This is a genomic window from Faecalibaculum rodentium (genome assembly GCF_001564455.1).
GTDB classification, from domain to species: domain Bacteria; phylum Bacillota_I; class Bacilli_A; order Erysipelotrichales; family Erysipelotrichaceae; genus Faecalibaculum; species Faecalibaculum rodentium.
Genome location: NZ_CP011391.1, coordinates 2473013 through 2487069, shown reverse-complemented (window position 1 = coordinate 2487069; position 14057 = coordinate 2473013). Strand labels below are relative to the sequence as shown.

At 56.2% G+C, this 14057-nt stretch carries 12 protein-coding genes; 7 read left to right on the top strand and 5 right to left on the bottom strand.

The genetic code is table 11. From position 1 onward, the window contains the following. Positions 1-418 precede the first annotated feature (418 nt). On the top strand, positions 419-1087 hold the full coding sequence (locus tag aalo17_RS12080; protein ID WP_067559900.1) for a hypothetical protein: 669 nt from the start codon (positions 419-421) through the stop codon (positions 1085-1087). A gap of 266 nt (positions 1088-1353) precedes the next feature. Here the strand turns inward: aalo17_RS12080 and aalo17_RS12915 are convergent, their stop codons facing one another. Both aalo17_RS12915 and aalo17_RS12075 read right to left on the bottom strand, forming a co-directional pair. Beyond that, positions 1354-1494, bottom strand: coding sequence for a hypothetical protein (locus aalo17_RS12915; protein WP_158507804.1), 141 nt, complete (start codon positions 1492-1494; stop codon positions 1354-1356). A gap of 457 nt (positions 1495-1951) precedes the next feature. Beyond that, entirely contained in the window at positions 1952-2491 is a 540-nt protein-coding gene (locus tag aalo17_RS12075; RefSeq protein ID WP_067559898.1) for a DNA-deoxyinosine glycosylase, read from the bottom strand. Between the two features lie 65 nt (positions 2492-2556). Between aalo17_RS12075 and proB the strand changes: the two genes are divergently transcribed. Both proB and aalo17_RS12065 read left to right on the top strand, forming a co-directional pair. After that, a complete protein-coding gene (proB, locus tag aalo17_RS12070) occupies positions 2557-3396 on the top strand; it encodes a glutamate 5-kinase (protein WP_067559896.1) in 840 nt (279 codons plus the stop codon). Then, a complete protein-coding gene (locus aalo17_RS12065) occupies positions 3393-4718 on the top strand; it encodes a glutamate-5-semialdehyde dehydrogenase (RefSeq protein WP_082743422.1) in 1326 nt (441 codons plus the stop codon). The genes proB and aalo17_RS12065 overlap by 4 nt, the downstream gene beginning before the upstream one ends. Before the next feature lie 139 nt (positions 4719-4857). On the opposite strand, the gene aalo17_RS12060 is transcribed toward aalo17_RS12065, so the two are convergent. Both aalo17_RS12060 and aalo17_RS12055 read right to left on the bottom strand, forming a co-directional pair. Then, the gene (locus aalo17_RS12060; RefSeq protein WP_067559894.1) at positions 4858-6342 is read right to left on the bottom strand and encodes an ATP-binding cassette domain-containing protein; all 1485 of its coding nucleotides are present in this window, start codon (positions 6340-6342) and stop codon (positions 4858-4860) included. Positions 6343-6610: 268 nt separating this feature from the next. Then, entirely contained in the window at positions 6611-7840 is a 1230-nt protein-coding gene (locus tag aalo17_RS12055) for a CapA family protein (protein WP_158507803.1), read from the bottom strand. A 180-nt stretch (positions 7841-8020) separates the two neighbouring features. Between aalo17_RS12055 and aalo17_RS12050 the strand changes: the two genes are divergently transcribed. Beyond that, positions 8021-8320, top strand: coding sequence for a hypothetical protein (locus aalo17_RS12050; protein ID WP_067559890.1), 300 nt, complete (start codon positions 8021-8023; stop codon positions 8318-8320). 120 nt (positions 8321-8440) lie between these two features. Then, a complete protein-coding gene (locus tag aalo17_RS12045; protein WP_067559888.1) occupies positions 8441-9094 on the top strand; it encodes a cytidylate kinase-like family protein in 654 nt (217 codons plus the stop codon). Positions 9095-9427: 333 nt separating this feature from the next. On the opposite strand, the gene aalo17_RS12040 is transcribed toward aalo17_RS12045, so the two are convergent. Further along, the gene (locus tag aalo17_RS12040; RefSeq protein ID WP_067559886.1) at positions 9428-10750 is read right to left on the bottom strand and encodes an NCS2 family permease; all 1323 of its coding nucleotides are present in this window, start codon (positions 10748-10750) and stop codon (positions 9428-9430) included. A gap of 249 nt (positions 10751-10999) precedes the next feature. Here aalo17_RS12040 and aalo17_RS12035 point away from each other — a divergent pair, with 249 nt between their 5' ends. Both aalo17_RS12035 and aalo17_RS12030 read left to right on the top strand, forming a co-directional pair. Beyond that, positions 11000-12976 carry a DNA/RNA helicase domain-containing protein gene (locus aalo17_RS12035; protein ID WP_067559884.1) on the top strand — a complete coding sequence of 659 codons (1977 nt, stop codon included), beginning with the start codon at positions 11000-11002 and terminating at the stop codon, positions 12974-12976. Between the two features lie 215 nt (positions 12977-13191). Continuing rightward, the gene (locus tag aalo17_RS12030; protein ID WP_067559882.1) at positions 13192-14055 is read left to right on the top strand and encodes a YitT family protein; all 864 of its coding nucleotides are present in this window, start codon (positions 13192-13194) and stop codon (positions 14053-14055) included. Positions 14056-14057 lie beyond the last annotated feature (2 nt).

The window sequence follows — 14057 nt, the reverse complement described above, 5'->3', positions numbered from 1 at the left end:
GGAGAGGAAATTATGAATACTCTCAAAAAATAATACTGGCAGGAATTATTGCTACTTCAGGTATTGGGTTATCTCCGATGGCAGTCTGTGCAGAAGAAACCGAAATAGAACCATATAGTGTCGAAACCTGGTATGGAGAGAATGCAGGATCAGTAAATAGATATTATGTTAAAGTTGCAGCTACCATGACTTACGCTAATGGTAATTGGAGTTGTCGTGGATGGATTTTGGAATCTAGCAGTGCTGCCGTGACAGTAACTGGTGCACTGATGACACCTGGAAGCAAGATTGTCAGTGTCTATATCAGCATTAATGGAGTTTCCACAAATAAATGTATATGGGTAACGGTAAATCCCAGATAGTGTATTAAAATAAGTAATGGAGTTTGATTTCTTCATTAAGCAAAGGAAGAATCATTATGAAAGGGAAATTTTTGACAATAATCATGAGTATGGGACTGGCTGCTGTTAGCAGCCATCATTTATTAGGCTGTACAGAATCGAAACCAGTGAATTTTCAAGAATCCATTGATGAGACTATGACATTCGATGAAATGGTTAACAGGATCTGTATGGAACAGAACAAAACACCAAATGAAGTAATTAACGAAATGGTGGAACTTGAACGAAATAACTTGAAGGAATTTAAGCAATCAACAGGTTCGATCGATACGAAAAATGAAATTCTTGCTTCTTTGCGGGCTGCTACCTACAGAACTCTTACGATTCCGATTCCAGCCATGACTGGATATGCTCCAGCAGGGATCCAGTTTTATCATAAATCAGCGGATTATGAAGGCAGCCAGATGACCTGTGTTCAAATTATGAATATTTCCTTGAATAGATATGATTCCAGTCGTGGTATAACAAAGCAGTTTGCAGGAACCGTATATCTGAATCTGGTGGATGCTCAGACAATTGACTGGATCGTTAATGGAGATTTCTTTGACAATGGAACCACTACAGTGGGAGGAACTGTAGGCGCTGGCGTCGAAGGAACTGCATCTGTATCATTGAGTGTTTCTTATGCTTCAAATCATTTTTCGTACTACAACAAAAGCGGCCGTTATTATATGCCACGGAGATAATCTATTTACATAAGCAGTCACCATCATCGTTTTCCCATGATTCACTCATAAGCGATGGTGATTGCCCACAATAAAGGGGGCTGGATTCAGCCCCCTGATGCTGATTCCTGTACAGCTCTGTCAGAATGGGTCGCTATGGTGTAGTCTCTGTACCATCGAATCCGTCTGACATCAGAACGTTTTTGATTCTTTCCATGCAGAATCTCCCCAAAGTACAATTTGAATTGATTCGGCTGAATTGACTCAATCGATTGAGTCAATTTTCTTTAATTGACCCACAGTTCTTTTGATTCTCTGTCATTTCCTGTTCTCTCTTCCGAGTCCATCACGCCAGAAGGACCGCCTGCATTCGCTGTCAGGCGGTCCTTCGCTGTTCCAAAAACAAAGGATGATTCTTTCTGAATCATCCCCGGATCCTTGTATGTCCAGGGAGATCAGGTGCTGGCTGATTGTTTCAGACGTTTATCCTTGACTGGTTCGGACAGCTTCTCTGCTTTCTTCATGCTTTCCGGTATCTTTCAACCACTTAGCCGTTTAGATTGCATCCTTTGGCCTGTCCTGTGTCTCTCCTTTTTCCAATCCTTTTCGAATCATTTTGTATTTTTTCTTTCGGATGTCTGAATCGGAGGGATTTTTTCAAGGCTGGAAACTTCGGCCCTTTTTCCGGATCTCTGTTTCCCTTTGAGTTTCTTTGCACTCTGTCGATTTTAACGTCTTGTCTGACGCGTCTGGCACCTTTTCGGTCCCTGTCGGAAGCGGCGGATCTTTCTGCTTCCTTGCACCCTCAGTATAGCAGGTGAAATTCTTCAAAAAAGCCCGGTGGAAACCCTGGACCGGTTTCTGGAAAAACCGGCGGCTTCTTTCTCATATCGGGAAATCCTGCTGTATTTCAGCTGGCTGCCCCGGCTTGTCTTCCATCGGCACCAGAATTTCCTTCCATTTTTCGGTCAGCCTGGCAAGATTCCAGGCTGCATTGGCGGGACTGGTGCTGGGCAGGACAGCTGCTTTGATGCCGGTCTGCTTTTCCTGATACTTCCGGTAATACTTCAGGGCGGTCTGGCCGTTGCAGAAGATCTGCGTGATGCCGGAATCCTTCAGCACCGGTTCCAGGTCAGCGGGGACAACGTCGCGGATCGAGGCATCCGAGGAACCGGTAATGCTGCACTGGCTGATCACGTCCCAGACCGCCACATGATGCGCCAGCAGGAAGGACTTCTTTTCTTCCACAGTCTGCGGTACGGGGGCATCGAAGACAGCGGACAGGACTTTCCAGAACCGATTTTGCGGATGGCCGTAATAAAACCGGTTCTCCCGGCTTTTCACGGAAGGCAGGCTGCCGAGGATCAGGATTTTCGAATCTGCATCGAAAACCGGTTCGAAGGGATGAATGACGGTTTCAGACATGAGAACTCCTTTTTCATAGTTTCATCGTACCGTATAATTGGGCATAAGACTGACGGGGTGAAACTATGAAATCGTATTTGAAGCCAGGCAGCCGGATCGTGGTGAAAGTGGGGTCCTCTTCCCTGCGGCACGGGGCAACCGGGCGGCTGGATTTATACAAACTGGAGGTGCTGGTCAGACAGCTGGCGAATCTGCGGAACGCGGGACTGGATGTGGTGCTGGTTTCCAGCGGTGCCATGATGGCGGGACGGACAGCACTGGGGATCGATTCCCTGCGGACACTGTCGCAGAAACAGGCCGCGGCCAGTGTGGGCCAGGCCCGGCTGATGATGATCTACTCCAAGCTCTTTTCGGAGTACAACACTGTGGCCAGCCAGGTGCTGATGACAAAAAACACCGTGGCGGATCCCGAGCACAAGCAGAACGCCCGCAACACCTTTGAAGAGCTCCTGGCCATGGGTGTGATCCCGATTGTGAATGAAAACGACACAGTCAGCACCTATGAAATCCAGTTTGGCGACAACGACACACTTTCGGCTGTGGTCAGCGAACTGGTGCAGGCAGACCTGCTGGTGCTGCTGTCGGATATTGACGGGTTGTTCACCAGCGACCCGAACACGGATCCCGAAGCCAAGCTGGTCCGGGAAGTGCTGGAAGTGGATGAATCCCTGCTGGGTATGGCCGGGGATTCCGCATCGGATGTGGGCACTGGCGGCATGCGGACCAAGCTGCAGGCTGCCAGGATGGCCATGGATGCGGGCACAGACATGATGATTGCCAATGGCCGGGATTTCCGGGTGATCCATGATCTGGTATCCGGTAAAGGGACCGGAACCTGGTTCAGGGCGCCGGAGGAAAACCGGCGGAAAAGAGACAGCAGCATAGAAAGGGAGTGCAGAGGATGACACAGACAGCATGCTATGACAAAACAGAAGCCGGTAAGGAAACCGCCGGGATCGCAGAGACTGTGAACGCACAGACAGAGAAGCAGTCCATCCAGGAGATGCTGGAAGCCATGGGACAGCGGGCAAAGGAAGCCGGGTCCTGGTGTGCCGGGTTGTCCACAAAGGAAAAGAACGACCTGCTGCTGAAAGCAGCCGACAGGCTGGAGGCAGATGCGGGCAGGATCCTGGCTGCCAATGACATGGATGTGAAACGGGCGCAGGAAAACGGAATGGCAGCCGGTCTGGTGGACCGCCTGCGGCTGACTCCCGAACGGATCGCGGGCATTGCCTCCGGGATCCGGGAAGTCGCGGCTCTGCCTGATCCCATTGGCCGGGTGGAATCCATGGAAAAGCGTCCCAACGGGCTGATGATCGGCCGCAAACGGGTTCCTCTGGGCGTCGTGGGTGTGATCTATGAAGCCCGTCCCAATGTGACAGCCGATGTGTTCGCCCTGACCTTCAAGACCGGCAATGCAGTGATCCTGAAAGGCGGACGGGACGCGGCTGCTTCCAATGCAGCCATTGTGGAAAGTCTGCAGTCAGTGCTGCCGAAACCTGCTGTCGTGCAGCTCATTGAAGACAATTCCCGGGAGGTCACGAATGCCTTCATGAAACTCAGAGAGTACGTGGATGTACTGATTCCCCGCGGCGGCAAGGGGCTGATCCAGGCAACCGTGAACAACGCCACGATTCCGGTGATCGAAACCGGAACCGGCAACTGCCATGCGTATATCGATGAAACGGCGGACAAGGACATGGCCATTGCCATTGTCGAAAACGCAAAAACCCAGCGCATTGGGGTCTGCAACGCGCTGGAAAGCCTTGTGGTCCACCGCAGCCGGCTGCCGATGCTCAAAGAACTGGAAACCGTCCTGGATAAGCACAATGTGCAGATCCGGGCAGATGAGGCTTCCCGGCCGTATTTTGATCATGCTCTGGCAGCGACTGAGGAGGATTTCGGGACGGAGTACCTGGACTATATTCTGAGTGTGAAGACCGTGGACAGCGTGGAGGAAGCCATCCGGCACATCAACCGGTACTCCACCGGACACTCGGAAACCATTGTCACGAAGGATTACGACAATGCACAGAAATTCCTGGACCAGGTGGACAGCGCCGCGGTTTACGTCAACGCCAGCACCCGGTTCACCGACGGCAACGAATTCGGGTTCGGGGCGGAAATCGGGATTTCCACGCAGAAACTCCATGCCAGAGGCCCCATGGGTCTGGAGGCACTGACGTCGAGCAAATTCATCATTTACGGAAACGGCCAGGTCCGCTGAGCGCTGTTTCCTGCAGCCCGGAGGCGTGAAGTCTCCGGGTTTTTATATACGGATCTCTGCTGGCCGGCAGCCCGATACAGGGTGATGAAAGCCGGGGCGTCCAGTCGTACTGGCCTGTGACCCTTTGGCCCCTGTTGAATCAGTCCTGCGCAAAGCGTCGGTCCGGAATCAGGCCATCCGGTGTGAGTTCCAGCACTTCATCGCAGATCTGAAGCAGTTTCCGGTCATGACTGACCAGAATGATCCGGCCGCCGAAGTCCTTCAGCGCCTGACGGATCACCGGAGCTGACAGTGGAGAGAAATTGCGGGTAGGTTCATCCAGCAGCAGGACATTGCATTTGTCCAGCACCATTTTCAGAAACAGGATCTTGGCCTGCTGGCCGCCGGACAGACTGCCCATGGCAGAATTCATTTCCCCGGAGGTGAACCGCATGGATCCCAGGCGGGTACGGGCTTCGGGCCAGTCTTTCAGAAAGTCAGCGGCACTGACTGACAGATCCAGGATTTCCCGGTAGTCCTGGGGCATATATCCCACCCTCAGGTCCGGGCGTTCTTTCAGAATGGAATGCAGCTGTCTGAGCAGGGTGGATTTTCCCGCCCCGTTGTGGCCGGTAATGCCCAGAATTCCGGGGCCTTTCACAGAAAGGAAGACCTTTTGACACAGGATCTGGCTTCCTGCAACGACGGATCCCTGCCATTCCAGGATGTTTTTTCCTGCTGGGACCTGGATGCCGGGGTCGAACCGGGTGAGTATGGCTTCTTCCGCATCGGAAAACTCCTGGAAGGATGCCCGTTCCTTTTCATACCGCCGCCCTGCTGCATTGACGGACTTCAGCTTGCGTTTCAGGGCCGCCGCCTTGCGGGGATCCTGGCGGGTGGCTGTATTCTGCCGGTGTTCGATGGCATCGTGAATACGGCGCCATCGCGCCATTTTCGCCTCATGATCCCGTCTCTGTCCCGCAGCGACCTGGTCCTGGTGGTCCATGGACTGCTGCCGCTGCCGGATGTAATCCGGCCAGGAAAGAGAGGAGCGGGTGAGGCGCGGAATGGATTTCCGGTGCAGCTGCTCGAGGTGCAGGATCGTGGGATGGACACGCTCGATCAGGGTTTCGTCGTGGGAAACAAAGAGGACAGTCTGCGGACACAGAACCAGGAACTGCTCCAGCCATTCCAGGGTGTCGATGTCCAGGTCATTGCCGGGTTCATCCAGCAGCAGGATGTCCGGGTCCTGCATAAGCAGAGACAGCAGGAAATACCGGACTTTCTCTCCGCCCGAGAGCGTGGAAAAAAGCTGTGTGGAGAACAGACTGTCATATTCAATGCCAAGGCTTGCCAGGACCTCCACATGATCCCAGACGGGCAGGCTTCCGAAGAGAGCAGCCAGGGTCCCCTCAACGGCGGGAAACTGCGGAAGGTATCCCACAGGTCCCTCCAGCCGGATGTCTCCGGTGACGGTGCACCAGCCGGCCTGGTGGAGGATGGCCTTCAGGAGCGTGGATTTTCCGTTGCCTTCCTCTCCCATCAGGACGGCCTTTTCCCCCGCTGCCAGGGACAGAGTCAGGTCTTTCACAAGATACCGGTCCTCCCGGTCGAGCTGTATGGTCAGGTTTCTGAGTTCGAGCATAGATTCACCTCCTGCCCCGCGATCCGGGATCACAGGCGCATGCAAAAAAAGTGCGTCAGAACAGGTCCATGAGACGCACTTGAAACATCATCGGTTTTCGAAAAGCCGTCAGAGCACGGCAAAAAAGTCTGGTCAGTATGGGTTCATGGACGATTTACTTGTACAGTGCAAGTCCTCTGAACATTCACACACCGCCTTTCCGTGCCTATCCTGACAGGAACCGCCGCCAAAGTCAACCGGTATCCCGCCGGAAAGATGCACCGGACCGTCAATCCAGCTCCAGGTCGATGCCCGAGGGATCGAACACTTCATGGACCTGCTGCACGAGCCAGTCCTTCCTGAAGAGATCTGAGAACCGCCGCTGGCTGTGGGCTGCTGCCAGCTCCTCCGTATAGTCCTTCAGTTTCATCAGCCGGAAACTCTCATACTCACCCTCGAAGTGATTCACAATGGGAATGATCCTGGTGTTTTCCACCCGTACCCCCGATGCCCCCGGCACGAGATCGAAAGCCGCCAGGGCACCGACCTCATACATATCCTGGAACGTTTCGTCCGCCCGGTCCACCTGATACGCCGAAGACAGGAAGTTTCCCAGAGACCACAGACACAATGTCTTCCGTCCATCTGTCTCGATCCACTCCGCCGGCTGTATCGTATGCGGGTGATTGCCGATGATGACATCCGCCCCCGCCTGCGCGATCTGCGGCCCCAGGATCCTCTGGGCGTCATTGAGGCCATACGTGAACTCCGTCCCCCAGTGCATGCACACGATCACCGCATCTGCCTGCTGGCGGGCCCGGCGGACATCCTCCAGCAGCACCTGCGACTGGGCACTGTCGGGAGAATAAAAGGAGTTCACCTGCCACTCCTGGTCATAGGGCTGATTCGTGTCATAGGTCCAGCTCACAATGGCGATGTCCATGCCATTGACTGTGACCACATTCGTCTGATTCCGCTCCTCCTGGGAGCCAAAGGTTCCGGTGTGACCGATTCCCGCCTCATCCAGATTGCGGTGGGTGTTCAGGATACCCTGCGTCCCGCGGTCCGCCGCATGGTTGTTGGCCAGCGACACGAACTCGATGGAGTGGTCCTTCAGGTTCTGGGCCGTCCGGGCCGGAGCGTTGAAGGAGTAATCGATGCCGGTGATTCCCAGCTCCTCTCCGCCGATGGGTACCTCCATGTTTGCAATCGTCAGGTCATCCGCGGCCAGCAGCGGATCGATGTCAGCGAGACAGTCCTGCCAGCTTCCGCTGCCAAAGGTGTTCAGCAGCGGTTCCTCCAGCAGAATGTCGCCGGTGGCAGTCACGGATACACGCTGTGTTTTCCCTGTCTGGTTCCGGGTGCTGTCCAAACCCTGACCGGCAGCAGTCGGGCGCGGGCCGGTATCGGAAAAGAACACCGCGCGTACGGCCATGACAGCCAGGAAAAGAAGGAGCAGCACGGATCCGGCAAGAAGAAGGACCCGGTCCATGCGGAGTCTCGTTCGTTTGTGTTTCATGTCCTGATTGTACCAGAGGGAGTGGATAGGGAAGGAAGATGCATTCACAGAAACCGCTTGCATTGAAAGGAAAACGCCTTCCTCTCAATGCTAACCGCTTTCATTATTAGATATTTCATGTGAAATTTGACAGTTTTGGGGTGTCTTATTATCATGGATTCGTGAAAGGAAGGACTCGCAATGGAAAAGTGGACACAGGAGCAGTACGCAGACCGGCTGAAGGAAATGAAGCAGGAAGCGCACGATAAAATGTGGCTGTATATAGAAGTCAATGCCAGGGACCTGATGACGGACAGCGAACCAGGAACCAAGAACCTGAACGCAGCCTGCAAGGGCATGCTGGCCTCCATGCTGGAGGGTGATACCTTTGTGACGGAGCCCAAGGTTCGTTCCCGCATTGCCGGGACGCTGACGATCCGGTATTACGTGGACAATCTGTCTCCCGAACGCCGTACCTGGGCGGCTGTCAACCAGGCCTGACATCTGGACTCGGTGCATGCAGGCGCCGGGTTCAGATCTTTTTTGTATCTGCTTCTTTTTCCCGCCGCGAGGCAGGACTTTTGTGAAACCGTTTATCCTTGCGTGAGATATAATTCTTCTATGGAAAACAAAACTGTGATCACCATATCCCGCGAATACCGCTCGGGCGGCAGACAGATTGGGCGGCGGCTGGCAGAGTATCTGGACATCGGGTATTACGATAAAAAGATCCTGGAAACTGTGGCTGCGGAACTCGGGCTGTCTCCGGAGTTCTTTTCGGACAGCAACCTGAATGCGGATGGCCTGTTCAGCATCGGTGTCCCCGGGCTCGGGCTCTCACATCTCACCGATCTGTCCGTCAATGTGCAGATGATCGAAAAAGCCCGCAGCCTGATGACCCGCATTGCCCGCACAGAAAGTGCTGTCTTCGTGGGACGTGCAGCGGATGCTGTGCTCGGTCCCGGGATCCGGAAAATCACAGTGTTTATACGCCAGGACTTCGACCAGCGTGTGGAAGCCTGCATGCAGGAAGAAGGGCTGAACCGGCGGAAGGCCAGGGCAAGAGTCCGGGAAATGGACGACAAGCGGCGCAGTTTTGTGGGATTCGCCGGCAAACAGGGCTGGGGGCGGCCGGAAAACTATGATGTGGTGCTGGACATGAGCCGCATGACGGAAGAGGAAGCCCTGCAGAAACTGGCCAGGCTGTACGACGAGAAACAGGGCTACGAGACGCTGAAAGGCGGTTATCTGGACCAGTACACCCATTACGCGTGATGCAGCCATGACGGCTGCCACGCACACTGACATCGATGACAGACCGCGGCTGCATGATCCTGCACAGCCGCGGTTTTTTGCTGCACCGGCAGCTTCCGGTGTCTCTGACAGATAAGAACCGCCGGTGTCTGCTGCCTGGGTCTGGCGGGGAGCAGGCATGTCATATATGACAGGAATGCTGCGGATTTGTGCATTTACAGAAAGTTTGAACAAAAACAGGCATTCCTGGCGAATATATACAGTACAGGCACTGCATGGACAAAAGCCCGTCGGGCACTGGCTTTGCGCAGCACAAAAAAGGCGGCCGAAGCCGCCTGCATTCTGCAGAGTGTTCTAGATTGCGAATGCGAAATACAGCACGAAGATCACCATCAGCACCCAGACAGTGATGTGGATGTCCTTCGCCTTGCCGGCGGCAATCATGGCCACAGTGTAGGCAATGAAGCCGAAGGCAATACCGTTGGAGATGGAGTAGGTCAGGATCATGGAAATCACAGTGATGAACGCCGCGATCGCGTAGATCATGTTGTCCCAGTCGATGCCCTTGAGCTGCTGCGCCATCATGACACCCACGACGATCAGAGCCGGCGCCGTCACGGCATTGGTGATGGCACTCAGGATGACGGGGGAGATGAAGACAGACAGCAGGAACAGGATACCGGTGGTGCAGGCTGTCAGACCTGTGCGGCCACCCACTGCAACGCCGGAGGTTGACTCTACGAAGGAAGTGACGGTGGATGTACCCATGACAGCACCGAACACAGTTCCCAGGGAGTCGGCCAGCAGGGCCTGTTCCGCGTTTTCCAGTTCGCCCTGCCGGTTGACCAGGCCAATGGAGTTGCCGACAGCCACCAGTGTGCCGGCGGTGTCGAAGAAGTCAACGAACAGGAAGGAGAAAATGATGACCACTGCGCTCATGGGGTTCGAGAACAGTTCCCCGAAGCCGGAGAAGCAGGCGCCCACAGCGCTGAAATCGAAGTTGATGCCCCAGTTCTGCGGGAGAGCCGGCATGTTTTCCAGACCGAAGATGCCCAGGATGATGCCCAGGATCGCCGTGATGACCAGTCCCACGAATACGGCTGCCGGCACTTTGCGGACAACGCAGAAAATCGTGACGAGGATGCCGAAGATGGCCAGCAGGACAGCCGGGTCAGCCAGACTGCCGATGGTTACGAATGTGCTTTCGCTGGCAATGATGATGCCCGCGTTCTTGAAGCCCACAAAGGCGATGAAGAACCCGATGCCGGCACCGATGGCAGTCTTCAGCTGCACAGGAATGGCATCAATGATCATCTTGCGGACACCGGTGACGGAAATCAGCACGAAGACGATGCCGGATACAAATACCGCAGCCAGTGCCGCCTGCCAGGAGTAGCCCATGCCCAGGCAGATGGTGTAGGCAAAGAGGGCGTTGACGCCCATGCCGGGAGCCAGGGCAACGGGATAGTTGGCGAGCAGGCCCATGATCAGACAGGCAACTCCACTGGAGATTGCCGTGGCCATGAACACAGCCGACATATCCATGCCTGCATCCCCCAGGATTGCCGGGTTGACGCCCAGGATATAGGCCATCGCAAGGAAGGTCGTGACACCGGCCAGGATTTCGGTCTTGACCGATGTGTGCTTCTGATCCAGCTTGAAAAGCTTGTTTAACATTTGTCAGAGTCTCCTTTCTGGTTCTGAACAAGGCCTATTGTAGCGGATAGTCCCAAAAAATCACACAGTTTGTCAGAAAAGAGTCATAAAATTTCAGACAATTGCAGGCAAACTCCTTGCGTATCGGCCTCTGGACGCATATGAAAGCGCTTCATGCTGCCGCAAAGCCAGGCTGTGTGACCGGCTCCGGGCAGCCGCACGGCAGGACTGGCAGCCGGGTCATGAAGATCACAGCGGAAAGGAGAAACCATGGAAAGTCTCTGCCGGTTCACCCTGCAGGAATTCATCGCCCGGGCACAAGACGGCAGCCGGCTGGCAGGTCTGCTGGAAACCAGGCTTGTGGCCGCCGGGTATCCTGTCACCGAAGGTGAATACAGGTCCTGGCAGAATTCCCTCTCTGCGCTGGCCGGGCTTCTGTCGGGCACTTCCCTGGATCCCGGCATCCAGGTCGGACTGGAGGTTCGCATGCCGCTTTCCGGCAGACGGGCGGATGTGATCCTGGCCGGTGCCGCTGGTCTCGTGGTGCTGGAACTGAAACAGTGGCGCCAGGTCAGTCCGTCATCAGATCCCTGCCGGGTGATGACCCGGACCGGCGGCTGCCTGCAGGCAGTCCTGCATCCCTGTCTGCAGGCGGCCGGATATGTCAGCGAGCTGGCCAGCTGGAACCAGGTCCTGCAGGAGAGGGCCCTGTCCCTGCATGGAGCGGTCTGGCTCCACAATATGGACCGGCAACAGGGAGAACTGCCCCTTGAGGTCCCCGGTTCGGGATCTGTTTCCCTCTTTTTTGCGGGTGATGGCGGGGCACTGATCCGATGCCTGCAGTCATCCCTGGGACCGGCCCCCGCCGGAGATCTGCTCGGGCTTCTGCAGAGCGCCCCGGTTCGTCCCGGTCCCGGACTGCGACGGCTGCTGACGGATATGATCCGGCCGGAAACCGGGGGCAGTTCCGGATTGCCCGCACTCTGTCAGCCACTCTTTGCACAGATCCTGTCCATTCTCAAAGACAGCCGGCCTTCGCTCATGGTGGTGACCGGCGGCTGCGGCACGGGAAAAACCGCGTTGGCCCTGCAGCTGCTCTTTCACTGCCTGCACGCCGGGCAATCCTGCCTGCTGACCTTTGGAACCGCCGGCCTGCGTCATTACATGCGGGACCAGCTGGACACGGCTGGGGGTCTGCCGCCGGCTGTATTTCAGACACTGCAGCCTCTGGCGGTCTTCGGGCCCCCTGTCCACCGCCAGGCCGAGGTGATTCTGGTGGATGAGGCCCATCGCCTCACGCGCCGGGACAGGCCGATCCTCCCGGCGAAGGCTGTCCTGTCCCCGGATCTGGACTGCTGCCTTCGGGCACCCATGCTGGACTGGCTGGCAGATCAGAGCCGGCACCTGGTTCTGTTTCTGGATGAGTCACAGCGTGTCAGTCCGGACGATGGATGCACCCTGGCTGACATCCGGCGCTGTGTGGCGCTGCATAACCGGACCCATCCGCAAAGGCGAAAAACCCTCCGGGAGCTCCCGCCGCTGAGGATGCAGCTGCGCTGTGCCGGGGGAGCCGGGTTCCCGGCATGGGTGGACAAAGTCCTGGATCGTGCCGGGGAGCCGCTGCAGTCGACAGATGCAGTCCCCGTCTGTTCGGGATATGAATTTCATATCCTGCCCACACCCCAGGCAGTGGTGCGGGCGCTGGACAGGAAAAAAGCAGCCGGTGACTCTGTCCGGCTGTGTGCGGGCAGGTGCTGGCCGCAGTCCAGGCAGAAGCCTGAACCAGAGGGGCGGGGTTTTCACATCGGCCCGGGGTTTCGGGGCATCTGGAAAACGGACTGCCGGCAGGCTCCGGCGCCCGCGGGATACAGGCTGGTGGATTCGGTGCAGGACATCCAGGGGCAGGAAGCCGACTGGACCGGTGTGTTCATCGGCCCGGATCTGGTGTACCGGCATGACCGGGTGCAGACGGACTGGAGAGCCAGGTCTGTCAGTGACCGGCTCATGGGTGGCCTGCAGGCAAGGGTGCGGCTGCGGATGGAAGAACAGGAAGAAGCGGACGATGTGATCCGAAACACCTACCGGGTGCTGCTGACACGGGCCAGAAAAGGGTGCTTTGTCTGGTGTGCGGACAGGGCCCTGGGCAGGCACCTGCAGGCCCTGTTCGCACCAGCCGCATCCCCGTCATCCGCATCATTGCCGGGACTGCCAGTATCGGCAGGGAGGGAAACAGGAGACAGAAACTGAAGGGTACGGGAATGTGGCAGGAATCAGCCGCATTCCTTTTATATAAGGAAACAAAGGTTATATAAGGAAACAAAGGAAAATGACAGGCAAACGGAGGGAAGCGGGGAATCCCAGGGAAAGCGGAGAAAGAAAAGCCGCAGCCCGGGTGCGCACAGGCAGCGGGATTCCGGCTGTCCGGCCATGGCAGTCCTGCCATCAATGCTATAATGAAGAACATGAAGAAGTTCGTTTCACTGGGTCTGGTCGTGACAGGCAACCTGATGCTTGCGGCGGCCGTGGCCTTTCTCATCGTCCCCAATGAAATCCTGACCGGCGGTGTTGCCGGTGTGTCTGTGGCACTGTATCCCCTTCTGCACATTCCCACCGTTGCCATGATCAACGGCCTGACCATTGGACTGTATATCCTGGGTGCTGTGATGCTGGGGAAGAAATTCGCCATGAATTCCCTGCTCTCGGCGATTCTCTATCCGCTGTTTGTCAGTCTGTTCACCTGGGTGGCCCAGACCTGTTTCCCCCCGGGGTATTTTATTATGGAGTCCTGGGTGGCTTCGATCTACTCCGGATTTCTCTGTGGTCTGGCGCTGGGTCTCGTGTTCCGGACCGGTGCCTCGACCGGCGGGATGGACATTCCGGCACTGATCCTGGCCAAGTACACCCCCATCAAGGAGGGGGAAGCGGTGATGCTGGTGGATGGGCTGACGGTGGCCCTGGGCATTGCCAGTTACGGTCTGCAGGCGGCGCTCGTGGGGCTGATTTCGGTCTTCGTGTCGGGATACATGATCAACCGCACCATCATGCTGGGATCCCAGCCTTCGCAGAATGTGATGATCATCACGGATCAGTGGGAGGCTGTGCGGCGGTTTGTTCTGGAGGACCTGGAACGCGGCGTGACGCTGCTGGACTCCAAAGGCGGCTATACGGAAACCAGCCGGCCGGTGGTGATGTGTGTCATTGCCCGCACGCAGTATCCGCAGCTTGAGCAGGGAGTGCTGGCCATTGACCGGAATGCATTCATCATCGTCAGCGATGTCAACTCGGTGCACGGGGAAGGATTTGTCGCCCCGCACGGGACGGTGTAGCC

Bases quoted from the DNA above. Each gene is read 5' to 3' on its own strand.
- proB (WP_067559896.1), top strand. From the start codon at position 2,557: ATGAAATCGTATTTGAAGCCAGGCAGCCGGATCGTGGTGAAAGTGGGG.
- aalo17_RS12045 (WP_067559888.1), top strand. From the start codon at position 8,441: ATGGAAAACAAAACTGTGATCACCATATCCCGCGAATACCGCTCGGGC.
- aalo17_RS12075 (WP_067559898.1), bottom strand. From the start codon at position 2,491: ATGTCTGAAACCGTCATTCATCCCTTCGAACCGGTTTTCGATGCAGAT.
- aalo17_RS12065 (WP_082743422.1), top strand. From the start codon at position 3,393: ATGACACAGACAGCATGCTATGACAAAACAGAAGCCGGTAAGGAAACC.
- aalo17_RS12055 (WP_158507803.1), bottom strand. From the start codon at position 7,840: ATGAAACACAAACGAACGAGACTCCGCATGGACCGGGTCCTTCTTCTT.
- aalo17_RS12030 (WP_067559882.1), top strand. From the start codon at position 13,192: ATGAAGAAGTTCGTTTCACTGGGTCTGGTCGTGACAGGCAACCTGATG.
- aalo17_RS12915 (WP_158507804.1), bottom strand. From the start codon at position 1,494: ATGATTCAGAAAGAATCATCCTTTGTTTTTGGAACAGCGAAGGACCGC.
- aalo17_RS12080 (WP_067559900.1), top strand. From the start codon at position 419: ATGAAAGGGAAATTTTTGACAATAATCATGAGTATGGGACTGGCTGCT.
- aalo17_RS12040 (WP_067559886.1), bottom strand. From the start codon at position 10,750: ATGTTAAACAAGCTTTTCAAGCTGGATCAGAAGCACACATCGGTCAAG.
- aalo17_RS12060 (WP_067559894.1), bottom strand. From the start codon at position 6,342: ATGCTCGAACTCAGAAACCTGACCATACAGCTCGACCGGGAGGACCGG.
- aalo17_RS12035 (WP_067559884.1), top strand. From the start codon at position 11,000: ATGGAAAGTCTCTGCCGGTTCACCCTGCAGGAATTCATCGCCCGGGCA.
- aalo17_RS12050 (WP_067559890.1), top strand. From the start codon at position 8,021: ATGGAAAAGTGGACACAGGAGCAGTACGCAGACCGGCTGAAGGAAATG.